26 protein-coding genes are annotated in these 25773 nt (G+C 74.5%); 13 read left to right on the top strand and 13 right to left on the bottom strand.

Annotated elements, in window-relative coordinates; translation table 11 throughout:
• Positions 1 to 30: 30 nt before the first annotated feature.
• Both erpA and FZ988_RS05105 read right to left on the bottom strand, forming a co-directional pair.
• Positions 31 to 381 carry an iron-sulfur cluster insertion protein ErpA gene (gene erpA, locus FZ988_RS05110; RefSeq protein ID WP_149202910.1) on the bottom strand — a complete coding sequence of 117 codons (351 nt, stop codon included), beginning with the start codon at positions 379 to 381 and terminating at the stop codon, positions 31 to 33.
• Positions 382 to 472: 91 nt separating this feature from the next.
• Positions 473 to 1660, bottom strand: coding sequence for a glycerate kinase family protein (locus FZ988_RS05105; protein WP_149202909.1), 1188 nt, complete (start codon positions 1658 to 1660; stop codon positions 473 to 475).
• A gap of 74 nt (positions 1661 to 1734) precedes the next feature.
• Between FZ988_RS05105 and nadA the strand changes: the two genes are divergently transcribed.
• From nadA to FZ988_RS05090, 3 genes are all read left to right on the top strand, one after another.
• Complete coding sequence (gene nadA / locus FZ988_RS05100) at positions 1735 to 2922, top strand: quinolinate synthase NadA (RefSeq protein ID WP_149203092.1); 1188 nt, start codon at positions 1735 to 1737, stop codon at positions 2920 to 2922.
• Positions 2923 to 2953: 31 nt separating this feature from the next.
• Complete coding sequence (locus FZ988_RS05095; protein ID WP_149202908.1) at positions 2954 to 3553, top strand: DJ-1/PfpI family protein; 600 nt, start codon at positions 2954 to 2956, stop codon at positions 3551 to 3553.
• A gap of 65 nt (positions 3554 to 3618) precedes the next feature.
• Positions 3619 to 4152 carry an acyl-CoA thioesterase gene (locus FZ988_RS05090; protein WP_149202907.1) on the top strand — a complete coding sequence of 178 codons (534 nt, stop codon included), beginning with the start codon at positions 3619 to 3621 and terminating at the stop codon, positions 4150 to 4152.
• 70 nt (positions 4153 to 4222) lie between these two features.
• Here FZ988_RS05090 and FZ988_RS05085 read toward each other — a convergent pair whose 3' ends face one another.
• The gene (locus FZ988_RS05085; protein ID WP_425457945.1) at positions 4223 to 5620 is read right to left on the bottom strand and encodes a dipeptidase; all 1398 of its coding nucleotides are present in this window, start codon (positions 5618 to 5620) and stop codon (positions 4223 to 4225) included.
• Positions 5621 to 5660: 40 nt separating this feature from the next.
• On the opposite strand from FZ988_RS05085, the gene FZ988_RS05080 reads away from it, so the two are divergent.
• Positions 5661 to 6254, top strand: coding sequence for a DUF3043 domain-containing protein (locus FZ988_RS05080; protein ID WP_246169220.1), 594 nt, complete (start codon positions 5661 to 5663; stop codon positions 6252 to 6254).
• A gap of 89 nt (positions 6255 to 6343) precedes the next feature.
• Positions 6344 to 7354 carry an aldo/keto reductase family protein gene (locus FZ988_RS05075; protein ID WP_149202905.1) on the top strand — a complete coding sequence of 337 codons (1011 nt, stop codon included), beginning with the start codon at positions 6344 to 6346 and terminating at the stop codon, positions 7352 to 7354.
• A 75-nt stretch (positions 7355 to 7429) separates the two neighbouring features.
• Here the strand turns inward: FZ988_RS05075 and yczE are convergent, their stop codons facing one another.
• Together yczE and FZ988_RS05065 are read right to left on the bottom strand one after the other, a co-directional pair.
• Positions 7430 to 8161, bottom strand: coding sequence for a membrane protein YczE (gene yczE, locus FZ988_RS05070; RefSeq protein ID WP_188078974.1), 732 nt, complete (start codon positions 8159 to 8161; stop codon positions 7430 to 7432).
• A 5-nt stretch (positions 8162 to 8166) separates the two neighbouring features.
• Positions 8167 to 8346, bottom strand: a complete 180-nt coding sequence (locus FZ988_RS05065; RefSeq protein WP_149202904.1) for a hypothetical protein — start codon at positions 8344 to 8346, stop codon at positions 8167 to 8169.
• A gap of 61 nt (positions 8347 to 8407) precedes the next feature.
• On the opposite strand from FZ988_RS05065, the gene yczR reads away from it, so the two are divergent.
• Positions 8408 to 9982 (top strand): MocR-like transcription factor YczR, encoded by a 1575-nt coding sequence (yczR, locus tag FZ988_RS05060; protein ID WP_149202903.1) that lies wholly within the window; start codon positions 8408 to 8410, stop codon positions 9980 to 9982.
• A 5-nt stretch (positions 9983 to 9987) separates the two neighbouring features.
• On the opposite strand, the gene FZ988_RS05055 is transcribed toward yczR, so the two are convergent.
• Genes FZ988_RS05055 through FZ988_RS05040 form a run of 4 tightly spaced genes read right to left on the bottom strand, consistent with a single transcriptional unit; the run spans position 9988 to position 12089 of the window.
• On the bottom strand, positions 9988 to 10197 hold the full coding sequence (locus tag FZ988_RS05055; RefSeq protein WP_149202902.1) for a hypothetical protein: 210 nt from the start codon (positions 10195 to 10197) through the stop codon (positions 9988 to 9990).
• Positions 10194 to 11282 carry a quinone-dependent dihydroorotate dehydrogenase gene (locus FZ988_RS05050; RefSeq protein ID WP_149202901.1) on the bottom strand — a complete coding sequence of 363 codons (1089 nt, stop codon included), beginning with the start codon at positions 11280 to 11282 and terminating at the stop codon, positions 10194 to 10196. Before FZ988_RS05050 ends, FZ988_RS05055 begins: the two co-directional genes overlap by 4 nt.
• A 10-nt stretch (positions 11283 to 11292) precedes the next feature.
• Positions 11293 to 11733, bottom strand: coding sequence for a hypothetical protein (locus FZ988_RS05045; RefSeq protein WP_149202900.1), 441 nt, complete (start codon positions 11731 to 11733; stop codon positions 11293 to 11295).
• On the bottom strand, positions 11730 to 12089 hold the full coding sequence (locus tag FZ988_RS05040; RefSeq protein ID WP_149202899.1) for a hypothetical protein: 360 nt from the start codon (positions 12087 to 12089) through the stop codon (positions 11730 to 11732). The genes FZ988_RS05045 and FZ988_RS05040 overlap by 4 nt, the downstream gene beginning before the upstream one ends.
• A 71-nt stretch (positions 12090 to 12160) precedes the next feature.
• On the opposite strand from FZ988_RS05040, the gene FZ988_RS05035 reads away from it, so the two are divergent.
• Positions 12161 to 13642 carry a leucyl aminopeptidase gene (locus tag FZ988_RS05035; protein WP_149202898.1) on the top strand — a complete coding sequence of 494 codons (1482 nt, stop codon included), beginning with the start codon at positions 12161 to 12163 and terminating at the stop codon, positions 13640 to 13642.
• A gap of 75 nt (positions 13643 to 13717) precedes the next feature.
• On the opposite strand, the gene FZ988_RS05030 is transcribed toward FZ988_RS05035, so the two are convergent.
• The gene (locus FZ988_RS05030; protein WP_149202897.1) at positions 13718 to 14047 is read right to left on the bottom strand and encodes an oxidoreductase; all 330 of its coding nucleotides are present in this window, start codon (positions 14045 to 14047) and stop codon (positions 13718 to 13720) included.
• 162 nt (positions 14048 to 14209) lie between these two features.
• Between FZ988_RS05030 and lpdA the strand changes: the two genes are divergently transcribed.
• The 3 genes from lpdA to FZ988_RS05015 all read left to right on the top strand — a co-directional run bounded on the left by lpdA (position 14210) and on the right by FZ988_RS05015 (position 18492).
• Positions 14210 to 15592 (top strand): dihydrolipoyl dehydrogenase, encoded by a 1383-nt coding sequence (lpdA, locus tag FZ988_RS05025; RefSeq protein ID WP_149202896.1) that lies wholly within the window; start codon positions 14210 to 14212, stop codon positions 15590 to 15592.
• A gap of 25 nt (positions 15593 to 15617) precedes the next feature.
• Positions 15618 to 17504: a 2-oxoglutarate dehydrogenase, E2 component, dihydrolipoamide succinyltransferase gene (gene sucB / locus FZ988_RS05020; protein WP_149202895.1), complete on the top strand. Its 1887-nt coding sequence runs from the start codon at positions 15618 to 15620 to the stop codon at positions 17502 to 17504.
• Positions 17505 to 17586: 82 nt separating this feature from the next.
• Positions 17587 to 18492 carry a TIGR01777 family oxidoreductase gene (locus FZ988_RS05015; protein WP_149202894.1) on the top strand — a complete coding sequence of 302 codons (906 nt, stop codon included), beginning with the start codon at positions 17587 to 17589 and terminating at the stop codon, positions 18490 to 18492.
• Here the strand turns inward: FZ988_RS05015 and FZ988_RS05010 are convergent.
• From FZ988_RS05010 to FZ988_RS05000, 3 genes are all read right to left on the bottom strand, one after another.
• Positions 18464 to 20008: a protein kinase family protein gene (locus tag FZ988_RS05010; RefSeq protein ID WP_149202893.1), complete on the bottom strand. Its 1545-nt coding sequence runs from the start codon at positions 20006 to 20008 to the stop codon at positions 18464 to 18466. The two genes, FZ988_RS05015 and FZ988_RS05010, sit on opposite strands and share 29 nt — an antisense overlap.
• 128 nt (positions 20009 to 20136) lie before the next feature.
• Positions 20137 to 21162, bottom strand: coding sequence for a Gfo/Idh/MocA family protein (locus FZ988_RS05005; RefSeq protein ID WP_149202892.1), 1026 nt, complete (start codon positions 21160 to 21162; stop codon positions 20137 to 20139).
• Positions 21138 to 23357: an MMPL family transporter gene (locus FZ988_RS05000; protein WP_149202891.1), complete on the bottom strand. Its 2220-nt coding sequence runs from the start codon at positions 23355 to 23357 to the stop codon at positions 21138 to 21140. The genes FZ988_RS05005 and FZ988_RS05000 overlap by 25 nt, the downstream gene beginning before the upstream one ends.
• 48 nt (positions 23358 to 23405) lie before the next feature.
• Here FZ988_RS05000 and FZ988_RS04995 point away from each other — a divergent pair, with 48 nt between their 5' ends.
• The 3 genes from FZ988_RS04995 to lipA are packed head-to-tail and all read left to right on the top strand — an operon-like array spanning position 23406 to position 25746.
• Positions 23406 to 23996, top strand: a complete 591-nt coding sequence (locus FZ988_RS04995) for a MarR family winged helix-turn-helix transcriptional regulator (protein WP_223145031.1) — start codon at positions 23406 to 23408, stop codon at positions 23994 to 23996.
• A 10-nt stretch (positions 23997 to 24006) separates the two neighbouring features.
• Positions 24007 to 24735, top strand: coding sequence for a lipoyl(octanoyl) transferase LipB (lipB, locus tag FZ988_RS04990; protein WP_149202890.1), 729 nt, complete (start codon positions 24007 to 24009; stop codon positions 24733 to 24735).
• A gap of 9 nt (positions 24736 to 24744) precedes the next feature.
• Positions 24745 to 25746 (top strand): lipoyl synthase, encoded by a 1002-nt coding sequence (lipA, locus tag FZ988_RS04985; RefSeq protein WP_149202889.1) that lies wholly within the window; start codon positions 24745 to 24747, stop codon positions 25744 to 25746.
• Positions 25747 to 25773 lie beyond the last annotated feature (27 nt).

Below are 25773 nucleotides of genomic sequence, written 5' to 3'. Positions count from 1 at the left end.
CGGTGCTGCGGCGCCGCGGCGCCGGTGGGCTCAGGCGAACGAGCCGCCGCATGCGCAGGAGGAGCCCGCGTTGGGGTTGTCGATCGTGAAGCCCTGCTTCTCGATCGTGTCCGCGAAGTCGATGGTCGCGCCCTCGAGGTACGGGACGCTCATACGGTCCACGACGACCTCGACGCCGTCGTAGTCACGGATCGCGTCGCCGTCGAGGACCCGCTCGTCGAAGTAGAGCTGGTAGATGAGGCCCGAGCAGCCGCCGGGCTGGACGGCGACGCGCAGGCGCAGGTCGTCGCGGCCCTCCTGCTCCAGCAGGGCACGGACCTTGCCGGCCGCGACGTCGGTCAGCTCGACGCCGTGCGTCGCGGTCTGGGTGGTCTCGCTCATGGTGTCTCCGCAGGGATCCGGGGGCATGCAGTGCGCTGTCTCGGATGACAACAGCGTGCGGCAGGCCGGTGTTCCCGTCCAGGGTACGTCGTCACCGGGACCACGTCCGCGCCACGCGCGCGGCGCGTGCGGCCAGGGTCCCGCCCGGGTCCGCGAGCGCCGCCTCGACCTCGTCCGGTCGCTCGGCGACGGCGTACACGCCCGCGAGGCCGGCCGCGGCCCACTCACGCCGGCCCAGGAACGCCTGGCCTGCGATCGCGACGACCGGAACCCCCAGCGCCATGCCCTGCCGGGCGACCGCCGCCACGACCTTCCCGTGCAGCGACTGCCAGTCCAGCGTCCCCTCCCCGGTCACCACGAGCTCGGCCGCCGCGACGGCGTCGGCCAGGCCGACGGCGTCCGCCACGACCTGCGCGCCCGAGAGCACGCGCCCGCCCAGGAGCGCGAGCCCGAACCCCGTCCCGCCGGCCGCGCCCGCCCCGGGCAGCTGGGCGAGCTCACGGACGTCGACCCGTGCTCCGCCCGCCGGCGCACCGGCGAGGAGCGAGGGCCGCGCCGGCACCTGCGCCGCGAGGACCTCGCCGGCCACGTGCGCGAGCTGCCCGAGGGCCCGCTCCAGGTCCTGCGCCTGCTGCGGGTCGGCGCCCTTCTGGGCGGCGAAGCCCGCGCTCGCGCCGTGCAGCCCGAGCAGCGGCACGTCGACGTCGCACGCCGCCACGAGGTCGACGCCGGCGAGCTCGGCCCGCAGCTCCGGGAGCCCGGCGAGGTCAGCGGGGCGCGCGGACGCGAGAGCCCCGCCCCCGCGCGCGAGGACGGGGTCCAGCCCCAGGCCGGCGAGCATGCCCGCCCCGCCGTCGTTGGTCGCCGAGCCCCCCAGCCCCACGACCACCCGGTGCGGCGTCACCGTGAGCGCGGCACGCAGGAGCTCGCCGAGACCGACCGAGGAGGTGCGCGTCGGGTCCCTCCGCTCGGGCGGGACGAGGTGCAGCCCCAGCGCCTGGGCGGCCTCGAGGTAGACGACCGGGCCCGCGGAGCCATGCACCACGAGCATGACGGCGGGGACCGGCTCCCCCAGCGGCCCCGTGACCGTGACCGGGACCAGATCCCCGCCGAGCCCCGCGTGGACGGCGTCGACGAACCCGGGCCCGCCGTCGGCGAGCGGGAGCACCCGGACGTCGTCGTGCGGTGCACCGGTCCGCCACCCGTCCGCGAGCGCCTGCGCGGCCTGCCCAGCGCTCAGCGTTCCGGTGAAGCAGTCGGGGGCCACGAGGATGCGCACCGGGCCATCCTGCCGCAGGTCTCTCGTCGGGCCGCTGTGGGAAGATCTGGCCTGTGAGCACCGCGACCCCCGCCATGCCGACGTTCAGCGAGCCGGCGCCCTCCGGGGCTCTGCTCCTGCTGGGCCAGGGCTCGGACCTGCAGTCGGAGCGCGGCGTCGAGTGCGTCGGCGCCCTGCCCGCGGCGAGCGACCCGGACCTCGTCGCCCGGGCCCGCGCCGCACGCGAGGCGCTCGGCGACCGGGTCTTCGTCCTCGGGCACCACTACCAGCGCGACGAGGTCATCGCGTTCGCGGACGTGACGGGCGACTCGTTCAAGCTCGCGCGCGAGGCCGCCGCCCGGCCTGACGCGGAGTTCGTCGTCTTCTGCGGCGTGCACTTCATGGCCGAGTCGGCGGACATCCTGACGTCCGACGCCCAGGCCGTCGTCCTGCCCGACCTCGCCGCCGGCTGCTCCATGGCGGACATGGCCGCCATCGGCCAGGTCGAGGAGGCGTGGGACGTGCTGACGGACGCCGGGGTCGCGGACCGCACCGTCCCCGTGACGTACATGAACTCGACAGCGGCGATCAAGGCGTTCACAGGCCGGCACGGCGGCACCGTGTGCACGTCGTCGAACGCGCAGGTCGCGCTCCGGTGGGCGTTCGACCGTGTCGGGGGCGCCGACGGCGACGGCAAGGTGCTCTTCATGCCGGACCAGCACCTGGGCCGCAACACCGCGGTGCAGCAGCTCGGCCTGAGCCTCGACGACTGCGTCGTCTACGACCCGCGCAAGCCCGGCGGCGGCCTGAGCGCGGCGCAGCTCGCCGACGCCCGCATGATCCTGTGGCGCGGCCACTGCTCGGTCCACGGCCGGTTCTCCGCCCAGAACGTCGCCGACGTGCGTGCGGCCGTGCCGGGCGTCAACGTGCTCGTCCATCCCGAGTGCAGGCACGAGGTCGTGACGGCGGCGGACCTCGTCGGCTCGACGGAGTTCATCATCCGTGCGCTCGACGCCGCGGAGCCGGGCTCGTCGTGGGCGATCGGCACCGAGCTCAACCTCGTGCGGCGGCTCGCGGCGACGCACCCGGAGCTGTCCGTGCACTACCTCGACTCGACGGTCTGCTTCTGCTCGACGATGAACCGGATCGACCTGCCCCACCTGGTGTGGACCCTCGAGTCGCTGCTCGACGGTCGCGTGCCCAACCGCATCGTCGTCGACGCCGACGACGCCCACTGGGCGCGCGTCGCGCTCGACCAGATGCTGGCCCTGCCCGGTCTCTGACGGAGCCGGGTCCCGAGAGGACGGTTCACCCATGGCCACCGCAAGCCCCCTGCGTCTGGGCGTGTACGTGTTCGACGACGCGGAGGAGCTCGACGTCGTCGGTCCGTGGGAGATCCTCACCGCCTGGGCGGCGCTCTCGGCCCTGCACCCCGAGGTCCTGACCTTCTCCGCGGACGGCGCGGGCGTGCGGCTGGCCAAGGGCCTGCGGGTCGTCCCCGACCGCTCGGCCGACGACGTCGGGCCGCTGCACGTGCTCGTCTACCCCGGAGGGCGTGGCACCCGCACCCTGTCCAAGGACCCCGAGCACCTCGCCTGGGTGCGCACCATGCGCCACCAGGTGCCCCTCATGACGAGCGTGTGCACGGGTGCGCTCGTGTACGCCGCGGCGGGCCTGCTCGCCGGGCGACCCGCGACGACCCACTGGGGCGCGTTCGACGAGCTCGCCGCCCTGGACCCGAGCATCCTGGCGGACACCGAGGCCCGGTTCGTCGACGACGGCGACGTCGTCACATCCGCCGGCGTCTCGGCCGGCATCGACATGGCACTGCACCTCGTCGCCCGGCTCGAGTCGCCGCAGGCGGCGCGGGACGTGCGGCGCGCCGTGCAGTACGACCCCGCTCCGCCCGTCTGACCGGGCGCGGCAGCCCGGTGCCCGGCATCGCGCGGTCACCGCGGGGGCACGGGTAGCCTCCGAGCGTGACCCGCCAGATCCAGCTCGCCCTGGCCGCGACGTTCCCGCGACGCCCCGTGCCGGGCCGTGGCCTGCTCGACGTGTCCGTGACCGCGCTGCGCGTCACACCCGCGGACCTCGACCTCTACCTGCACGTCAACAACGGCGTCTACCTGCAGATGATGGACGTGGCCCGCACCAACCTCCTCGCGGACCTCGGGGCGCTGCCCACGCTGCGCACCGAGCGGTGGTACCCCGTGGTCGCCGCCTCGACCGTCAAGTACCGACGCTCCCTGCGCCTCGGCGAGAGGTTCGAGATCGCGAGCCGGGTGCTCGGCTGGGACGAGCGCGTCGTGTACCTCGAGCAGGTGTTCACGCGCGGGGGCCACCTGGTCGCGCGCGCGATCGTCGCCGGGCGGTTCCTGTCCCGCTCGGGCGACCGCATCGCCGCACCGCGCGTGGCTGCGCTGCTCGGCCACGGCGAGCCCAGCCCGGACCTCCCGCCCGACGTCGCCGCGTGGGCGGCGGCGCTCGACGTCGCCCACCGCGACCCGGACTGAGGAGTCCGACCACCGCCCATCACCGCAGCGCGCCGCGCACCACCCGTCGAGCGTCGAGCGCCGAGCCGACCTAGCCGCCGAGGCGCGCCAGGAGCAGGGCCTCCGCGAGCACGACCTTCTCGAGCTCGGCCAGGTGGACCGACTCGTCGCCGCTGTGCGCGCGCGAGTCAGGGTCCTCGACGCCGGTCACGAGGATCGCCGCGTCGGGGAACACGTCGAGCAGGTCGGCGATGAACGGGATCGACCCGCCGACACCGATGTCCACCGGCTCCGTGCCCCACGCGTCGGCGAACGCGCGGCGGGCGGTCCGCATCGCAGCCGAGTCGACCGGCGCCTGGAACGGCTTGCCGAGCTCGCCGTCCGTCACGGTCACGCGCGCACCGAAGGGCGCGTTCCCCTCGAGGTGCGCGCGCAGGGCGAGCGCGGCCTCCGCCGGGTCCTGCCCGGGCGGGATGCGCAGGGAGAGCTTCGCGCGGGCCGACGGCGCGATCGTGTTGGACGAGTGCTCGACGGACGTGGCGTCGAACCCGATCACCGACAGGGCGGGCTTGGTCCACAGGCGTCCCGTGAGGGTCCCGGTCCCCGCGAGCCGGACACCGGGCAGGACGGAGGCGTCAGCCCTGAGGTCGGCCTCGTCGTAGTCGACGGCCGGCTCGTCGACCGTCACGAGCCCGGCGACCGCGACGTCCCCCGCGTCGTCGTGCAGCGTGGCGATCAGGCGTGCGAGCAGCGTCGGGGCGTCGAGGATGGGGCCGCCGAACATGCCCGAGTGCACCGCGTGGTCGAGCACGGCCACCTCGACCTCGCAGTCGACGAGACCCCGCAGGCTCGTGGTGAGGGCCGGCACGCCGACCCGCCAGTTCGAGGAGTCGGCGACGACGATGACGTCCGCGGCCAGCAGGTCCCGGTACCGGGTCAGGAAGTCGACGAAGGTCGGGGACCCGATCTCCTCCTCGCCCTCGACGAACACGGTGACGCCGACGCCGAGCTCGTCACCCAGCACACGCAGGGCGCCGACGTGCGCCACGACGCCCGCCTTGTCGTCGGCCGCGCCGCGCCCGTACAGGCGACCGTCGCGCTCGGTGGGCTCGAAGGGCGGGGTGCTCCAGGTCGCGTCGGCCCCCGGGGGCTGGACGTCGTGGTGCGCGTAGAGCAGGACCGTCGGCGCACCCTGCGGCGCGGGCCTGCGGGCGACGACGGCGGGCCGGCCGACGACGCCGTCGGGCCTGGACACCGTGAGCACCTGGACGTCGGGCATGCCCGCGCCCCGCAGCAGCGCGGCCACCGCGTCGGCGCTCGCAGCGACGTGCGCCTGGTCGTACGCGGGGCTCGACACGCTGGGGATGCGCACGAGCGCCTCCAGGTCGGCGCGCAGGCCCGGGAAGGCCGCGGACACGCGGTCGCGCAGACGCGTCACCACGTCTGCGTCGGTGGGGTCGCTGGTCAGGTTCTCGTGGAGGTCGCTCACGGCAGTCCAACCTACTCGTGCGCTCGACTACCCTGAGCACGTGTTCTCCCGCAACCGGTCGACGTCCGAGCCCACGTCGGGCACCCCTGCTGCCCCGCCGCAGGGCTCGACGCACCCCGGTGGCAAGGGCCGGCCGACGCCCAAGCGCAGCGAGGCCGAGGCTGCACGCAAGCGCCCCCTCGTCCCGGCCGACCGCAAGGTCGCGGCCCGCTCCCAGCGCGCGGCCGCCAAAGAGGCCCGCGACCGCGAGTTCCAGGCGATGCAGACGGGCGACGAGCGCTACCTGCCCGCACGCGACAAGGGGCCGGTCCGGCGCTGGGTTCGCGACCTCGTCGACGCGCGGCGGAACCTCGGCGAGTACTTCCTGCCGATCTCGATCGCCCTGGTCCTCGCGACGTTCCTGACGCAGGGCAACCTCCAGGCCGGCCTGGTCGTCATCGGGATCCTCTACACGGTGGTGCTCGTCACGGTCGTCGACGGGTTCCTCCTCGCCCGCAGGATCAAGAAGGGCGTGACTGCGAAGTTCGGCACGGTGCCCCGCGGGGTGCTCATGTACGGCGTGCTCCGGGCCTACCAGATTCGCCGCTCGCGCCTGCCCCGCCCGCAGGTCACGCGAGGCCAGTTCCCTTCCTGAGCCAGCGCCTCCGCGGGCGCTGCGGCGGTGGCCGAAGCGCGCCCACCCCTGGGTCGAACCGATTCGTCCGGCGGGGATAGGCTCGACTCATGAAGCACCGATACCTCGGCAACAGCGGTCTGAAGATCTCCGAGATCGCCTACGGCAACTGGCTCACCCACGGCTCCCAGGTCGAGAACGACGCCGCCACGGCGTGCGTCCACGCCGCGCTCGACCAGGGCATCACCACCTTCGACACGGCCGACGTGTACGCGAACACCGTCGCCGAGTCCGTCCTCGGCGAGGCCCTGGTGGGCCGACGACGCGAGTCCCTCGAGATCTTCACCAAGGTGTACTGGCCCACCGGCCCCAAGGGCCCGAACGACACCGGCCTGTCGCGCAAGCACATCATGGAGTCGATCAACGCCTCGCTCGGGCGCCTGAAGACCGACTACGTCGACCTCTACCAGGCCCACCGGTTCGACACCGAGACGCCTCTCGAGGAGACGATGCAGGCGTTCGCCGACGTCGTGCGGCAGGGCAAGGCGCTGTACATCGGCGTCTCCGAGTGGACCGCGGACCAGATCCGGGCGGGGCACGCACTGTCCAAGGAGCTCGGCTTCCAGCTCATCTCGAACCAGCCCCAGTACTCGATGCTGTGGCGGGTCATCGAGGGCGAGGTCGTCCCGACGTCGGCCGAGCTGGGCCTGTCGCAGATCGTCTGGTCCCCCGTCGCCCAGGGCGTCCTGACCGGCAAGTACCGGCCCGGCGAGCAGCCCCCGGCCGGCTCGCGCGCGACGGACGAGAAGGGCGGCGCCCAGATGATCGGGCGCTTCATGAACGATGACGTGCTCACGGCCGTCCAGGGCCTCGCCCCGGTCGCCGAGGAGCTGGGGCTCTCGATGGCGCAGCTCGCCGTCGCCTGGGTGCTCCAGAACGACAACGTCGCCGCGGCGATCATCGGCGCCTCTCGCCCCGAGCAGGTCGCCGAGAACGTCAAGGCGTCCGGCGTCGAGATCCCGGCCGAGCTCATGGCGCGGATCGACGAGGTCCTCGGCGGCGTCGTCGAGCGCGACCCCGCACGCACGGCTCAGACGGCACCCCAGAAGCGCGCCGTCTGACCGACGGGCGCGCCTGACGTCCGCGCCGGCCGGGTCCCTGCACGGGGACCCGGCCGGCGTCGTCTCAGCGCAGGCTCAGCCTGCCTCGACCGCCCGGCGCTCCGCGACGTGCTCACCGGTGCGATCGCCGCCGGGCCCGTCCGTGCCGGCGCCCGCGCCGGTCGTCGTGCGCTCGAGCGGGACGGTGAAGCGCGGCAGCAGGACGTGCACGAGCGGGCCGATCCCGACGGCGTACGCGAGCGTCCCGAGGCCCACGGTCCCGCCGAGGACCCAGCCGACGGCCACGACCACGACCTCGATCCCGGACCGCACGAGCCGCACCGACCACCCGGTGCGGGACACGAGCCCTGTCATCAGGCCGTCACGCGGGCCCGGGCCGAGCCGCGTGCCGATGTAGAGGGCGGTCGCGAGACCGTTGAGGACGATGCCGGCGGCGGTGAGCGCGACGGCCACGCCGAGCGGCGGCGTCCCGAGCCTGCCGAGCAGCGCGAGGAACGGGTCGACGAGGAGCCCGATCACCAGGACGTTCAGCACGGTGCCGACGCCGGGGCGCTGTCGTAGCGGGATCCAGCACCCGAGCACGAGGACGCTCAGCACGATCGTCACGGTGCCGAACGACCAGCCCAGCCGGTGGGACAGGCCCTGGCTGAGCACGTCCCACGGCATGTTCCCGAGTCCCGCGTGGACGAGCGCCGCGATGGACGCCGCGTAGAGCACGAGCCCGGCCATGAGCTGCACGCCCCGCCGCAGCGGCCGAGCGGGCGCGCGGCGTCCGGCGCCCTCGGTCACCTCGCCCATCCGGCCCATCCGGCTCACCGTACGGGCTCCAGGACGGTGCCGAGCGCCCAGTCCGCACCCTCGACAGGTGCCAGGGCTCCTCGACCGGCGCGCACTGCGGGGCGCTCACCCAGCCCGTCGGCCCGGACGGTGCGCACCGTGCACCGCACGAGGTGGACGAGGCCGACCAGGGCGAGAACCACCAAGAGATCCATGACACGCACCCTGGCCGGAAGTGGCCTTGCGATCCATAGCCAATCCCGGGAGAGTGGCCCGATGCCCAGCGCCTCCCCCGCCGAACGCCACGTCGGCGCGGCCACCGTCGCCCGGATCCTCGGCCGTTGGTCTCTCCCCGGCCCCGGCTACGTCGCCCTCGCCGACGGTCTGCGCAGGTGCGTGCTGGACGGGACCCTGCCCCTGTGGAGCCGTATGCCGAGCGAGCGCGACCTCGCCGCCGCCCTCGGCGTCTCCCGCACCACCACGTCGGCCGCCTACCAGCGGCTGCGTGAGCTCGGCTTCCTCGTCACCCGCCGCGGCTCCGGGAGCGTCACCACCCTCCCGGGCGGGCGCCGGCACCAGGTCGGCGCCCTCGTCGCGGACGAGTCAGACGACGACGCGGGCGGCCCGGGCCGCCTCGTCGACCTGACCATGGCCGCGCCGTCGGCCCCGACCGAGCTGCACCACGCCTCGGTGCGCGCGCTCGAGGCCCTCCCCCGGCACCTGTCCGGGACGGGGTACACCTACCTGGGCCTGCCGGCGCTGCGCGCCGCCCTCGCCGAGCGCTACACGCGCCGAGGGACCCCGACACGGCCCGACGAGATCCTCGTCACGAGCGGCGCCCAGCCTGCGCTCAGCCTCCTGACAGGCACGCTCGCCGGCCCGGGCGACCGGATCGTGCTCGAGCACCCCACCTACCCCAACACCATCGGCGCCGTCCGCGCCGTGAGCGCGCGTCCCGTCCCGGTGCCCGTGGGAGCCCACGGAGTCGACGTCGACCTGCTCGAGTCCGCCGTGCGGCAGACCGCGCCACGCCTCGTGCACCTGACCCCGGACCACCACAACCCGACGGGGACGAGCCTCGACGAGGACGCCCGGGAGCGCGTGCGACGGCTGGCCGAGAAGCACCGGACGCTCGTGGTCGGCGACGAGACGCTGACCGATCTGACCCTCGACGGCCCGGCACCGAGCAGCTTCACCGGCCCCGTCACCCGCGCGACGCTGGTCACCGTCGGATCGGCGTCGAAGACCTTCTGGGGCGGGCTGCGCGTCGGCTGGATCCGCGGCCACCGTGACCTGGTCGCGCGGCTCGCGGCCGAGCGCGCCCACCACGACATCAGCACGGCGCTGCTCGACCAACTCGTGCTCGTCGAGCTGCTCGAGGTCGAGGACCAGGTGCTGGCGACCAGGCGGGCCGAGCTCCGTGAGCGCCGCGACGCGCTCGTCGCGGCGCTCACGCGCGAGGTCCCGTGGCGCGTGACGGTGCCCGCCGGCGGCCTCTGCCTGTGGGTCGACCTCGGCGCGCCCGTCTCGTCAGCGCTCGCCGCGGTCGCACCCAGGTACGGGGTCCGCACCGTCCCCGGCCCGATCTTCGGCGTCGACGGCTCGTTCGAGTCGCGCCTGCGCCTGCCGTTCTGCCTCCCGGTCGAGGACCTCGAGCAGGGCGTGAGCCGGCTCGCGACGGCGTGGGCAGCGGTCGCGCCCGACGACGCCCCCGCGGCGGGTGGAGCGCGCGGGACGCGTCACGGCGAGAGCGGGCCGACGGCCGACGCCGGCATGCCGGCGGCAGCGGACGACCCCACGGAGCTCACCGTCCCGGCACCACCGTTCGTCGGCGCGGGCGCGGTCGTCTGAGCGCGTCAGGCCGCGCGCAGCGGCAGGGGCGGGCCGACGGGCGTGCCCTGCTGCGTGAGCTGGGCTGCGGCGACGCCCTGCTCCGCGAGATGTCGCCACTGCTCGCCGATCCAGGACTCGGCGTCGAACCGGTTGGTGAACGCAGGGCTCAGAGGCCGGTCGAGCACCTCGTCCTCGGCGTCCGTGAACTGCCATGCCCACTGCACGCGGCTCATGCGACGACCTCGCGCTGCCACACGCTGCCGGCCAGGGCGCGGTTGAGACGCGACGCCCAGAACGGTCCCTCGTAGATGAAGCCCGTGTAGCCCTGGACCAGGTCGGCGCCGGCGTCGCGGTAGGCGAGCGCGTCCGCGACGGTGGTGATGCCCCCGACGCCCATGATCACGGCGTCCTGCGGGAGCCGTGCGCGCAGGCGCCGGACCACCTCGAGACCCCGGCCCAGCAGCGGCGGGCCGGACAGCCCGCCCTCGCCGAAGTCGTGCGCGATCGTCGTGTTCACCGCGACCACGCCCTCGAGGCCGAGCTCGGTCACCAGGTCCGCGACCGCGTCGACGTCGTCGTCCGCCAGGTCCGGTGCGATCTTGACCAGCAGCGGGACGCGGGCGCGGGAGACGACGGGCCCGCCCGGGTGACCCGGTCCCCCCCGGCCGGCGTCGACCGTCACGGCGTCGGCGGCCTCACGGACGGCGACGAGGATCGGCCGCAGCAGCTCGACGTCCTGCAGGGAACGGAGCCCCGGGGTGTTCGGGGACGACACGTTGACGACGAGGTAGTCGGCGTACGGGGCGAGGTGCCGGGCGCTGAACGCGTAGTCCTGCGCCGCCTCGTCCGCCGGCGTCGTCTTCGTCTTGCCGATGTTCACGCCGACGACGGCCGACCTGCCCCACGCCGTCGCCCGGACGCGCCGCAGACGCGCCGCGACCGCCTCCGCGCCCTCGTTGTTGAAGCCCATCCTGTTGCGCACCGCGCGCAGGTCCAGGACACGCCACAGCCTCGGCCGCTCGTTGCCCGGCTGGGGGCGCGCCGTGATCGTGCCGATCTCGACGAAGCCGAACCCGAGCATCGTCAGCCCCCGGATGCCCACCGCGTGCTTGTCGAACCCCGCCGCGAGGCCGAACGGCGCGGGGAACGTCAGGCCGAGGACGCGCACCGGTGGGCGCCCCCGGGGTGCGAGCACCCGACGGATCGCAGCGCCCAGCGCCGGCGTCGCCGCGGCGATGCGGATCCCGCGGAACGCGATCGCGTGGGCCAGCTCCGGGTCGAGGCGGCGGAAGACCTGGTTGAAGAGCAGCCGGTACACGCCCGCCAACCTATCGCTGCGGCGTCGGGCCCGTGGGGGTCCGTCCACGCCCCGTCCGGCGCAGCCACGCGAGCCCGAGGAAGGGCAGGACGAGCGGGACGTAGCCGTACCCCGAGCCGTAGCCCGACCACACGGTCGCGTCGGCGAACAACGCGGGCGCGGCGACCGACAGCGTGCCGACGGCGAGGACACCCACCGCCTCGAGCGACACCGCGACCCACGCCACGGGACGCCAGGTGCCCGTGCCGCGCGCGAGCGCCACCGTCGCCACGAGGTAGACGAGCGCCGCGACACCCGAGAGCAGGTAGGCCAGCGGGGCGTCGTCGAGGTCACGCAGGATCTGCACGGCCGACCGGAACGTCGCGGCCACCGCGAGGACGCCGTACACGGCCACCAGGACCCGACCGGGTCCCGTCGCGGTCGTCGCGGCACCGGCCGGGGGCCCGCTCACACGCCCGTCCAGACCTGGACCATGCGGAGCTGGAGGAACGACACGGTCAGCGCGGCGACGACCAGCACCACCGAGCTCCACCGGGAGCGTTCGGCGAACGCCCACGCGGCGGCGACGGGCAGGACGAACAGGGTCGTGGCGGCGTACCCCCAGAACGTCGCGGCGTCCGCCGGGCCGTCGCCCCGCAGGCTCGAGACGGCCGCGACCACGAGCTCGACGAGGAGGACGGCCTCGACCACGCCACCCGCGAGGAGCTGCTTGAGGATGACGGGCCGGTCCGTGGCCGCACGCCACCCGGCCCATCCCGCGAGGCCGACGCCGAGCAGCGCGACCACGGCAGCGAGGGGCGTCCACACGGCGTCGAGGATACGGCCGACGACGGGACCGCACGGACAGGAGCACCAGCGGGCGCCGATAGCATCGACGGATGGCCACGCTGACCCTGACGCTCAAGGACCCTGCCCGCATCGCCGTCGACGTGCTCGTCGTCGCTGTCGCCCCCGGGACGGGCGGCCCCCGGCTGCTCGACGACGACGCACTGCCCAGCGAGCTCCGCTCCCTCCTGGCGCGCGGTGCGCGGGGCCTGGGCATCACGGGCGAGACCGGCACCGTGCACCGCGTGCCCTCGGCGGGCCACGTGGCCGCCCCCGTGATCGCCCTCGTGGGCGTCGGCGAGCAGTCGGGTGCCCTGGACCACGAGACGCTCCGCCGCGCCGCGGGCTCCGCGACACGCCAGCTGACGGGCGTGCGGTCGATCGGCCTGGCGCTGCCCGCAAAGGACGCCGAGCAGGTCGCCGCCGTCGCGGAGGGCGCCCTCCTCGGCGCCTACGAGTACACGCGCTACCGCGAGACGCCCGAGACCGACCGCCCGGCCGAGACGATCGAGCTCGTCACGGCCCGTGCGCGCGACAACGCCGCCAAGCGCGCGGTCGCCCGCGCGACGGTTCTCGCCGACGCCGTCCACCGCGTGCGCGACCTGGTCAACGCCTCGCCGCTCGACCTGTTCCCCGCGGCGTTCGCCGACGCCGCGCGAGCTGCGGTCAAGGGCACCAAGGTCAAGGTCAACGTGCTCGACGAGAAGGCGCTGGCCGCCGGCGGCTACGGCGGCCTGGTCGCCGTCGGGCAGGGGTCGTCCCGGCCGCCCCGCCTCGTGAAGCTGACCTGGGCGCCGTCGCGCCCCGTGCAGTCCGTCGCGCTCGTCGGCAAGGGCATCACGTTCGACTCGGGCGGTCTGTCGATCAAGCCCGCGAAGGGCATGGAGACGATGAAGTCGGACATGGCGGGTGCCGCGGCCGTGCTGCACACCGTCGTCGCCGCCGCCGCGCTCGAGCTGCCGGTCAAGGTCACCGGCTGGCTGTGCCTCGCCGAGAACATGCCGTCGGGCACGGCGCAGCGCCCGTCGGACGTGATCACGCAGCGCGGCGGGACGACCGTCGAGGTGCTCAACACCGACGCGGAGGGCCGCCTCGTACTCGCCGACGGGCTCGTCGCCGCGTGCGAGGAGAAGCCCGACGCCGTGGTGGACATCGCGACGCTCACGGGCGCCCAGATGGTCGCGCTCGGGTCGCGCGTGTCGGCCGTGATGGGCTCCGAGGACGTGCGCGGTGCGGTCGTGGAGGCGGCGGGCCGCTCGGGCGAGCAGTTCTGGCCCATGCCCCTGCCGACCGAGCTGCGCGCGAGCCTCAAGTCGCAGGTCGCGGACCTGGCGAACATCGGCGACCGGTTCGGCGGCATGCTCGTCGCGGGCCTCTTCCTCCAGGAGTTCGTCGGCAGCACGCCGTGGGCGCACCTCGACATCGCCGGGCCGTCGTTCAACGAGGGCGGCGCGCACGACTACACGCCGGTGGGTGGCACCGGCGTCGGCGTCCGGACGCTCCTTCAGCTCCTCGAGTCGTACGCGACGCGCTGACGCGTCCGGCGCGGCCACGCCCGACCTCTCGGGCGTGGCCGCGGCGACCTCTCGGTCGCGGCCTCGCCCGACGTCTCAGGCGCGGCCGCGCCGCTGCCGGCTGTTCCAGTCCCGCATGCGCTGCGGGTAGCCCGTGAGCTGCACGTCGTAGACCGGGATCGCGAGCTCCTGCGCGATGCGGCGGGCCGCGCGCGCGTCGGGCACCCGCCGGCGGGTCCACTCCCCCGTGGTCGCGATGAGGACCATCGTCGTCTGCGTCACGTTGGTCACCGGCTCGACGTAGGCCTCGACGCCGACCCGGGTCCGCGCGAAGTCGGTCAGGTGCGCCATGGTCGCTGCGGCGGCCTCGCGGCTCGTCGGGACGGGCGCGCCGTCGGCCACCCGTCTCCGCCTGAACAGTGCCATGGAGAAAGAGTAAGGTGACCGCAAGACATAGGATGACTATGTCGTGCATGCGTCCCGCACCGGTTCGCGACCCCGGTTCCTCCGGTTCACCCTTGCGCGCAGGTGGTGACAAGATGGCCGGGACATCGAGACCCGCCGTCTGCGTCCGAGGAGAGTCTGATCGTGGCTGACAGCCCCACCGTCTTCGACATCGTGGTCCTGGGCGGAGGGAGCGGCGGCTACGCCACCGCCCTGCGCGCCACCGAGCTGGGGCTGAGCGTCGCGCTCATCGAGGCCGACAAGGTCGGCGGGACGTGCCTGCACTACGGGTGCATCCCCACCAAGGCGCTGCTGCACGCCGCCGAGCTCGCCGACTCGGCGCGCGAGAGCGAGCGGTTCGGCGTCAAGGCCTCGCTCGAGGGCATCGACATGGCGGGCGTCCACTCCTACAAGGACGGCGTGATCTCGGGCCTCTACAAGGGCCTGCAGGGCCTCATCAAGGCCCACGGCATCACGTACGTCGAGGGCTACGGCCGCCTCGTGTCCGCCGACACCGTCGAGGTCGACGGCCAGCGGTACACCGGCCGCAACGTCGTCCTGGCGACCGGCTCCTACGCGCGGTCCCTGCCCGGCCTCGAGATCGGCGGCCGGATCATGACGTCGGACCAGGCACTGACCCTGGACCACGTGCCCTCGTCCGCGATCGTGCTCGGCGGCGGCGTCATCGGCTCCGAGTTCGCGAGCGTGTGGAAGTCGTTCGGCGTGGACGTCACGATCATCGAGGCGCTCCCCCACCTCGTCCCCAACGAGGACGAGGCCCTGAGCAAGGCGTTCGAGCGCGCGTACCGCAAGCGCGGCATCGCGTTCTCGACGGGTGTCCGCTTCCAGGGCGCGACGCAGGACGACGCCGGCGTGCACGTCACGCTGGAGAACGGCAAGACGTTCGACGCCGACCTGCTGCTCGTCGCCGTCGGCCGCGGCCCCCGCACGGAGGGCCTCGGCTACGAGGAGCAGGGCCTGCGCATGGAGCGCGGGTTCGTGCTGACCGACGAGCGCCTGCGCACCGGCGTCGGCTCGATCTACGCGGTCGGTGACATCGTCCCCGGCCTCCAGCTCGCCCACCGCGGGTTCGCCCAGGGCGTCTTCGTCGCCGAGCAGATCGCCGGGCTCGAGCCCGCGCCGATCATCGAGTCGGGCATCCCCCGGGTGACCTACTCGGAGCCCGAGGTCGCGTCCGTCGGGCTCACCGAGGCGAAGGCCAAGGAGATCCACGGGGCGGACGGCGTCGAGACCCTCGAGTACAACCTCGCGGGCAACGGCAAGAGCAAGATCCTGGCGACCACCGGGTTCGTCAAGCTCGTCCGGCAGAAGGACGGCCCCGTCGTGGGCGTCCACATGATCGGTGCCCGTGTCGGCGAGCTCATCGCCGAGGGGCAGCTCATCGTGAACTGGGAGGCGTACCCGGAGGACGTCGCCTCGCTCGTCCACGCGCACCCCACCCAGAACGAGGCTCTCGGAGAGGCCTTCATGGCCCTCGCCGGCAAGCCGCTGCACGCCCACAACTGACCCCCATCGAAGGAGACGCGAGGTCATGTCTGACTCCGTGCTGATGCCCGCCCTCGGCGAGAGCGTGACCGAGGGCACCGTGACCCGGTGGCTCAAGCAGGTGGGCGACGAGGTGGCGGTCGACGAGCCGCTCCTCGAGGTGTCCACCGACAAGGTCGACACCGAGATCCCCTCCCCGTTCGCGGGGACGCTGACCGAGATCCTCGTCCAGGAGGACGAGACCGTCGAGGTCGGCACCGCCCTGGCGCGCATCGGCGCCGCAGGCGAGGCCCCCCAGCCAGACGGTGCCGGCCAGGCCGTGCCGGCCGAGGAGGCCACGCAGGCCCCCGAGCCCGAGCAGCCGTCCGACGGCGCCGCGCCCGCCGCCGAGCCGCAGGCCGCACAGGTGCCCGAGGAGGTCACCGAGGCGCCCGCAGCCCCCGAGGCGACGGAAGCCCCGGCACCCGCACCGTCGGGAGGCGGGTCGGCGGCCGGCGGTGGTGCGACGCAGGACGTGACCATGCCGGCGCTCGGCGAGAGCGTGACCGAGGGCACCGTGACCCGGTGGCTCAAGCAGGTGGGCGACGACGTGGCGGTCGACGAGCCGCTCCTCGAGGTGTCCACCGACAAGGTCGACACCGAGATCCCCTCCCCGTTCGCGGGGACGCTGACCGAGATCCTCGTCCAGGAGGACGAGACCGTCGAGGTCGGCACCGCACTCGCACGCATCGGCGCCGCCGGCTCCTCCGCACAGGCCGCACCGGCGGCCGCCGAGCAGCAGGCGCCGCCCGCCCCCGCCCAGGAGGCGGCAGCGCCGGCCCAGGAGGCACCCGCACCGGCCCAGCAGCAGAGCGCCGCGCCGCAGCAGCCGGAGCCCGCCTCGACGGCGTCCGCTCCGGCACAGCCCGCGCCGACGCCCGCGGCGAGCCCCGCGCCTGCCGCCGGCCCCGCCGCAGGTGGCAGCGGCTACCTCACGCCGCTCGTCCGCAAGCTCGCGGGCGAGAAGGGCGTCGACCTCTCGGCGCTGACCGGCACCGGTGTGGGCGGTCGCATCCGCAAGGAGGACGTCCTCGAGGCCGCGGCCAAGGCGGAGCAGGAGCGGGCGGCCCGCGAGCAGGCCGAGCGCGACCGCGCCACGCAGGCGGCCCCGGCTGCCCCCGCACCCGCCGCCCCGCGTTCGACCCCGGCGGCGCCCGCTGCCGCGAGCGTCTCCCCGCTGCGTGGCACCACCGAGAAGGCCAGCCGCCTGCGGCAGGTCATCGCCTCCCGCATGGTCGAGTCGCTCCAGTCGATGGCGCAGCTCACCACGGTCGTCGAGGTCGACGTCACGAAGGTCGCCCGCCTCCGGGCCCGGGCGAAGAACGACTTCAAGGCGCGCGAGGGCGTCAACCTCACGTTCCTGCCGTTCTTCGTCCTCGCGGCCACCGAGGCGCTCAAGGCGCATCCGAAGGTCAACGGGATCCTCGAAGGCAACCAGATCACCTACCACGGCGAGGAGAACGTCGGCATCGCCGTCGACACGGACCGCGGGCTCGTGGTCCCGGTCATCCGCGGCGCCGGAGACCTGAACCTCGCCGGGATCGCCAAGAAGATCGCGGACCTCGCCGCCCGCACGCGGGACAACAAGGTCACACCCGACGAGCTCAGCGGCGGCACGTTCACCGTGACCAACACGGGCTCCGGCGGTGCGCTCTTCGACACGCCCATCGTGCCCGGTGGGACATCGGCGATCCTCGGCACGGGGGCCATCGTCAAGCGCCCCGTCGTCGCCACGGACGAGGACGGCGGCGAGTACATCGCGATCCGCTCCATGTGCTACCTCGCGCTGTCCTACGACCACCGCCTCGTCGACGGCGCCGACGCGTCGCGCTACCTCATGGCGGTGAAGAAGCGCATCGAGGAGGCGGACTTCGAGGCCGAGGTCGGTCTCTGATCCGGTACCGCACGGGGGCGAGGCCCGGACCGCACCGCGGTCCGGGCCTCGCCCGTCCCGTCCCTGGCCTACGGTGAGCCCCATGCATGTCGTCGTCGCAGGGTCGCACGGCCTCCTCGGGCAGGCGCTCGTCGAGCACCTGGCGCGCCAGGGGCACCGGGTGCGGCGGCTCGTCCGCGGAACCGCGTCCTCGTCCCGCGAGATCGGCTGGGACCCGGCCGCGGGCGTCCTGGACCCCGCGAGCCTGCGCGGCGTCGACGCCGTCGTGAACCTCGGCGGGGCGGGCCTCGGCGACCGCCGCTGGGACGCCGCCTACCGGGAGACGATCCTGCGGTCACGCACCGGCCCGACGGCGCTCCTGGCCCGCGCCCTCGCCGATGTCGAGGACGGGCCGCGCGTCCTCCTCCAGGGGTCGGCGATCGGCTACTACGGCGACCGCGGCGAGGAGATCCTCACCGAGACGTCGGAGCCCGGGGACGGCTTCCTGGCCGACGTCGTCCGTGTCTGGGAGGGCGCGACGCAGGCCGCGACCGAGGCGGGTGTCCGCGTCGCCCACCTGCGCACCGGCATCGTCATGTCCCGCTCCGGAGGTTCGTTCGGCCGGCTTCTGCCGCTCCTCCGGCTCGGCATCGGCGGGCCCCTCGGCAACGGGCGCAACGCGTGGAGCTGGATCACGCTCAGCGACCACGTGCGCGCCGTCGAGCACCTCCTGTCGGCCGAGGTCCAGGGGCCGGTGAACCTCACGGCGCCGGCGCCTGCGCGGCAGGGTGAGGTGGTCGGCGCCGTGGCGCGTGCGCTGCACCGCCCCGCCGTCGTCCACGTGCCCCGGTTCGCGCTCAGGCTCGTCCTGGGCGAGTTCGCCGACGACGTGCTGTCGTCGCAGCGCGCGCTGCCGACGGTCCTCACCTCGTCCGGGTTCACCTTCCAGCACCCGGACCTGGAGTCGGCCGCCGCCTGGGTCACGTCCCGGCGGACGCGACCTCTCTGACCCGCCAGCCCGTCGGCGTCGGGCACAGCGTGAGCACGACGGGTGCGGCGTCCGGCGCCGCAGCAGCCTCGCCACCGGCATCGGGCGCGGGCGGGGCCACGTCCGCGTCGCCGGTGGCCACGTTGAGACCGAGCGCCGCGGACAGCTGTACGCGCGCGCAGGTCCCCGGCAGGGCGGGCGACGAGACACGGTGCCGCGCCCGGGCCGGGCCGGGGAGCAGGGCGACGTGACCGACGGAGATCGTGACGCCGGGAGCGGGAACGGTCATCGACCCGCCGTCCGTGGCCGCGCTGCCCGGCCCGGTCCGGGCGAGCTCCGGCATCCGACGGGCATCGGCCAGCGCCGCAGGTGAGCCGGCCTCCGTCACCGCCCGCAGCAGGGCGGCGTCGCCGCGCGCCACAGCCTGCGCGTGGCGGTAGGTGAGGCGGACCGCGGCGGCCTGCGGAGCCACGTCGAGGGGCGCGAGGACGAGCACGCCGCCCGATGCCCCTGCGCCCCCTGGCGCGGGCCCCACGGCGCCGTCGGAGGGCGACGACGAGCCCTGCGACGCGGGCCCGGCAGCGACGACCGCGCTGATGCTCACACCCAGGAGCCCCACCGCACCGGCTGCCGCGGCCGTGAGCAGGCGGGCGCGGCGCCGTCGCGCCCGTCTGCCCCGCGCACGGGCGGTCCGCGACGCACGGGGCTCGGTCCGGCCCGCGGCGCCCGCGTCGGCGAGCCGGCGCAGGGCGCACCGCGCGAGCGCACCGGGCTCGGGCATCTCGACGGGCACCGGCGGGCACGCCGCGTAGAGCTGCGCCGCGAAGGACGCCGCGTCGGGACGACGGCTCGGGTCACGGTCGACCGCGCCGGCGAGCACCTCCCGCACCGCGCTCCGCTGGGCGTCGTCGAGGTCGCGGGCGACCCCGGGCCCGGCCTCGCCGAGGAGCACCAGGCCGAGCCTGCCGAGCGCGTGCACGTCTGCCGCGGGGAGCGCCCCGCGTGGTCGCTCGGGAGCAGCGAACCCCGGTGTGCCCGCCTCGTACGGGTCGACACCGCAGAGGAGGTCGACGAGGAAGGGACGGCCGTCCGGGGCCACCACGACGTTGGCGGGCGACACGTCACCGTGCGTCAGCCCCGCACCGTGGAGCGCCGCGAGGGCGTCGGCCAGGGGCACCAGCACCGTGACCACCTCGCCGGGCCGCCACGGGCCGCGCGCCGCGCTCAGCGCCAGGAGGTCCGCGCCGTCCACGTGCGCGTGGAGCATGACGACGCGTCCGCCCGACAGGTCGAGCACGGGACCGGCCGCAGGCAGGTGCGCGTGCTCGACGTCCGCGAGCCGGCGTGCCCGCGCGGAGACGTCAGCGGAGTGCGCCGGCGACCTGGGCACGACGACGGTGACCGTCCAGCGGCTGCCGTCCACGCCCCGCGCGGTCCACCTCGGGCCGCCCGCACCGGCGCCGACGGGCCCGGCGAGCACCACGCCCGAGTCCGCGAGCGCTTCGGCGAGGCCTTCGGGGGCGGTCGTCTCGTCCACCGCTCCATGTCACCAGCCCGGGCGTCGCGCCGGGACTTGTCCACAGGAGGCGATGCGTGCGCGCGCAGGCACGCGCCGCCCCTCGCGCCGCACCGGCAGCGCTCGGTCATCGCTCAGGTGGTGCGGTGTCAGCCGACGGGCTCGCTGCTCCCGCTCGCCGCGCTGCGCCTCGCCGCGTCCAGCACGGCCGCCGTACGGACCGCGTCCCACGGGTCGACGGGCACGGGGCCACCGGTGACCCATGCGGCGACCGCGCGGTAGAAGTCCGCGTGCCCGCCGGCTGCGCTCGGCACCGCCTCACGCTCGTCGCCGTGCACGAGCCACCCTGCCGTCCCGGTGCCGGGGGCGAGCGGTGCGAACGGCGTGGGCTCCCCCTCGAACTCGGTCACGAGGAACGCACCGCGCGACCCGAGGACGCGTGTGCGTGGACCGGGCGCGCCGACGAGGCCGCCGGCCCACAGGTGGCTGATGGTGCCGCCCGCGTGGCGCAGCGCGAGGAACACGTCGTCCTCGGTGGGGGTGGTCAGCGCCCGGAGCTCGGCGTGCACGCTGTCGACGGGGCCGAAGAGCTGGACGGCGGAGTCCACGAGGTGCGAGCCGAGGTCGAGGAGCAGCCCGCCGCCGTCGCCCACGGCGTTCTCGCGCCACCGGGCCTTCGGCACGGGCCGCCACCGCTCCCACCGTCGCTCGAAGCGGTGCACGTCACCCAGCGCACCCGTCGCGAGCAGGGCCGCGAGCGTGAGCTGCTCCGTGTCCCAGCGACGGTTCTGGAACACGGTGAGCGGGGTCCCGTGCTCCTGGGCCGCGAGGACGGCGGCGCGGGCGCCGGGCTCGTCGAGCGCGAGCGGCTTGTCCACGACGAGGGGGATGCCGGCAGGCACGGCCGTCAGGACGTTCTCGAGGTGCCGGCCGGTCGGGGACGCGACGACCACGACGTCGAACCCACCGTGGTCGAGCATCCCGGCGAGGTCGTCGTGGACCCGGATGCCCGGCCAGTCCGTCTCGGCGAGCGTTCGCCGTGCGGGGTCGCGCGTGACCACGTCGGTCACGGTCGCCCCGACCTCCCGGAGCAGCCGCGCGTGGATCCCGCGCCCGGCGTCGCCGTACCCGACGACGCCGGCGCGGAGGGTCAGTCCTCGATCTTCGATGCCCATGGCCACCAGGATGCCCGACCCAGCTCGTGGACGAGCCCAGGCACGAGCAGCGTCCGGACCACGAGGGTGTCGATGAGCACGCCGAGCGCCACGAGGAACGCGAGCTGGACCAGGAACAGCAGCGGCAGGACGGCGAGCGCGCCGAACGTCGCGGCGAGGACCACGCCGGCGCTCGTGATGACGCCGCCGGTCACGGACAGGCCTCGGCGCACCCCCTCACGCGTCCCGTGGCGCAACGACTCCTCCCGGACCCGTGTCATGAGGAAGATCGAGTAGTCGATGCCGAGCGCGACGAGGAACACGAACGCGTAGAGCGGCACGGACGCGTCGGCCCCGGGGAAGCCGAGCACGTGGTTGAACACGAGCGCGCCGATGCCCAGCGTCGCGCCGAACGAGAGCAGGTTCGCCATCACGATGAGGACGGGCGCCACGATCGACCGCAGGAGGAAGACGAGCACGATCAGGATCACGGCGAGCACCGTCGGGACGATGACCCGCAGGTCTCGGGCGCTCGTGATCTGCGTGTCGAGCCGCTCGGCCGCGGGACCTCCGACGAGGGCGCCGTCTGCCGCGGCGTGCACGGCCTCCCGCAGGTCCTCGACGACGACCGTCGCCTCCTGGCTGTCCGAGCTCGCCTCGGTCACGACCTCGACGAGGACGCGGCCGTCGACGACCAGGGGCGGGGCGTCCGGGACGGGTGGCCCGCCCGCGGCGGACGCCTCGGTCGTGGCCTGGGCGGACAGGACGCCGTCGACCCCGGCGGCGGCGTCGACCACGGTGTCCAGGTCGGCCTCGTCCGCGACGACCGTGATCGGCTGGACCTGGCCGGCGTCGAAGTGCTGGGCGAGCACCTCCTCGCCCGCGACGGACTCGACCTCGGTCAGGAAGATGTCGGTCTCGCTCGTCCCGTCGGCCTGGAGGGTGGGTACCCAGACGGTCGCGAGGAGCAGCACGCCGGCGGTGACGAGCCAGACCCGCCGTGGGTGGCGTCCGATCAGCCGGGACACGCGCCCCCAGAGACCGGACCGCGCCTCGAGGTGCTCGAGGGTCTCGTCACCGGTGCCACCGGCCGTGTCGAGCCCGGCGTCCACGGGGCGCGGGACGCGCGGCCAGAAGACGTACCGGGCGAAGCGTCCGCCGATGAGCAGGAGCGCCGGCAGCAGCGTCATGGATGCGAGGAAGGCGGCGGCGATCCCGATGGCGGCGACGGGTCCGAGGCTCGAGTTCGAGCTGAGGTCGGAGAGCAGGAGGCACAGGAGGCCCGCGATCACCGTGCCGGCGCTCGCCGCGACGGGCTCGACCGAGGCACGCAGCGCACGGCCCATGGCGGTGTACGGGGACTCCGCACGCCTCAGCTCTTCGCGGTACCTGGCGACGATGAGCAGCGAGTAGTCGGTCGCGGCGCCCACCACGAGGATGAACAGGATGCCCTGGCTCTGCCCGTTGAGGACGAGCGCGCCCGCCTTCGCGAGCTCGTAGACCGCGAGGGCCGCCGCCGCGAGCGCGAACAGCGACGTGAACAGGACGGTGAACGGCAGGCTCGGCGAGCGGTAGACGAGGACGAGGATCACGAAGACGACGGCGAGCGCGACGAGCAGCAGCAGGCTGTCGATGCCGCCGAACGCCTCGACGAGGTCGGCGATCGCTCCGGCGGGGCCGGTGACCCACACCGAGAGGCCGTCGCCGGCGAGCTCGTCGGCAGCGGCGGTCCGGAGCTCGGTGACGACGAGGTTGAGCACGCGCTCCTCGCCGAGCTGCTCGTTCGCCTGGACGGCGTCGAGCGACAGCGTGACGAGCATCGCCTGGCCGTCCTGCGACGGGATGGCGACGGGTGGGCCGAGCAGCAGGTCCCCGATGGTCGTGCCCTCGCCGATCTCGATCTGACCGATGCGCTCGGCGAACGCCTGCACCCGTCCGACCTGATCGGGCGCGAGCTCGCCGTCGGCCTCGACGACGAGCAGGGCGGGCAGGACCTCGTCGTCGCTGAACTCGCGTGCGAGCTCACCCGCGCGGGTCGACTCCGCGCCCTGGGGCAGGAACGAGGCGGTGTCGTTCTCCTGCACCTCGGAGAGCCGTCCGATGGACGATCCGCCGAGGCCCGCGAGCGTGAGCCACACGAGCAGGAGTGCCACGATGGCGAGTCCGCGCAGCGCACCACGGCCGGATCTCGATTTACTCAGCATGCTGAGTATCATGAGCCCAACTAGCCTGTTCGCACAACTCCTCGAGCGAAAGGTCGCCCCGTGTCAGCCCGTACGACGGATCGGACGGCCGTCCCCCCGGCGCCCGGGTCCGCGTCCGCGTCGGCCGGCGGCCGGGACGCCCCGCAGGCGCCCGCCCGCCCTGACCCGTCGGTCCCGCAGCCCGGGCAGCCGCGTCCCACCGGTCAGTGGCCCACGGGCCGGCTCGTCTCCGCGGTCGCGCGACGCATCGAGCGGGACTGGAACGCGCACCTCGCCCACTGGGACCTCAACCACGCGTCGCTGCCCGTCCTCTACCTCCTCATGGGCGGCCCACGCTCGCAGCGTCAGCTCGCGATCGCCTCGGGCGTGACGGAGCAGACCATGAGCCGGATCCTCGCGCGCCTCGAGCGCACGGGCTACATCGAGCGGCACACCCACGAGACCGACCGCCGTCGGCACGCGGTCGTCGTCACCGACGCCGGACGCGAGGCGCTCGCCGAGGCGGGTGATCCACGCGTCGCCGAGCAGATGAGCATCCGTGGCCTGACGGACGAGCAGGTGGTCCAGCTACGCGAGATCCTCGCGGTCATGATGCACGAGCGCCCGCGCGCGACCGACCCGGACGAGGGCGACCTCGACGCGCCGAGGTAGCCTGCCGGGCATGGACGTCGTGCGCCTCGGCCTGGGAGAACACCTCGTCGAGTACACGCAGGCGTGGGCCCTCCAGCGCGAGATCCACGCCGACGTCGCGGAGGGCACCAGGCCGGACACGCTCGTCCTCGTCGAGCACGAGGACGTCTACACGGCCGGACGTCGCACCGCGACGTGGGACCGCCCCCTCGACGGGACGCCCGTCGTCGACGTGGACCGGGGCGGCAAGATCACCTGGCACGGCCCCGGCCAGCTCGTCGCCTACCCCATCGTCCGGCTCGCCGAGCCCGTCGACGTCGTCGCGTACGTCCGCACGCTCGAACAGGCGGTCATGGACACCTGCGCCGCCGTGGGCCTGACCACGACCCGCGTCGAGGGCCGCTCCGGCGTCTGGCTGCCCGCGGACGACGCGACGGCCCCCGACGCGGGCGGTCCCCGGACGTCGGCCCCGGCCCGCGCCCCTCGTCGCGAGCGCAAGGTCGCCGCCATCGGCGTCCGGGTCGCGCGCGGTGTCACGATGCACGGCCTCGCGCTCAACTGCACGCCGGACCTCGGGGCGTTCGGGCGCATCGTCCCCTGCGGCATCGCGGACGCCGACGTCACGTCGCTCTCCGCAGAGCTCGCCCGGGACGTCACGATCGCCGAGGTCGAGCCGCTCCTGACCGGGCACCTCGGGTCCGCGCTCGCACCGCTCCTGGCCGCGAGCCACCAGGGCGAGGTCGTCGGACGACTGACGTAGGGTGGTCCGGTGACGATCGCTCCCGAGGGACGCCGGATGCTGCGCGTCGAGGCCCGCAACGCCGAGACGCCCATCGAGAAGAAGCCCGAGTGGATCAAGACCCGCGCCACGATGGGCCCCGAGTACACCGAGCTCAAGGGCCTCGTGAAGCGCGAGGGCCTGCACACGGTGTGCGAGGAGGCGGGCTGCCCCAACATCTTCGAGTGCTGGGAGGACCGCGAGGCCACGTTCCTCATCGGCGGCGACCAGTGCACGCGCCGCTGCGACTTCTGCCAGATCGACACGGGCAAGCCCGCGGCGTTCGACGCCGACGAGCCCCGACGGGTCGCGGAGTCCGTCCAGGCCATGGGCCTGCGCTACTCGACCGTGACCGGGGTCGCGCGCGACGACCTGCCCGACGGCGGCGCCTGGCTCTACGCCGAGACGGTCCGCCAGATCCACGCGATGAACCCCGGCACCGGTGTCGAGCTCCTCATCCCGGACTTCAACGCGATCCCCGAGCTGCTCGCCGAGGTCTTCTCGTCCCGCCCCGAGGTCCTGGCGCACAACCTCGAGACCGTGCCACGGATCTTCAAGCAGATCCGGCCGGGCTTCCGTTACGACAGGTCGCTCTCCGTCCTGACCGCCGCGCGTGAGGCGGGCCTGGTCACGAAGTCCAACCTCATCCTCGGCATGGGCGAGACGTACGAGGAGGCCGCCGCGGCCCTCGTCGACCTGCACGACGCCGGCTGCGACCTGCTGACCATCACCCAGTACCTGCGCCCCTCGGTGCGCCACCACCCCGTCGACCGCTGGGTCAAGCCCGAGGAGTTCGTCGCCCTCTCCGAGGAGGCCGAGCGCATCGGCTTCCTCGGCGTCATGTCCGGGCCGCTGGTGCGCTCGTCGTACCGCGCCGGCCGCCTGTGGGGGCAGGCCATGAGCCGCCGCGGCCAGGAGATCCCCGCCCAGCTCGCGCACCTCGCCGAGGCGCGCACCGCGCGCCAGGAGGCCTCGAGCCTGCTCGCCCGCTGAGGCGAGCCGCTCCCCCGGGCCGTCGAC

The organism is Actinotalea subterranea (assembly GCF_008364845.1).
Taxonomy (GTDB): domain Bacteria; phylum Actinomycetota; class Actinomycetes; order Actinomycetales; family Cellulomonadaceae; genus Actinotalea; species Actinotalea subterranea.
Note: the sequence above shows the minus strand (reverse complement) of the source record. Positions and strands in the feature narration are given on the sequence as shown.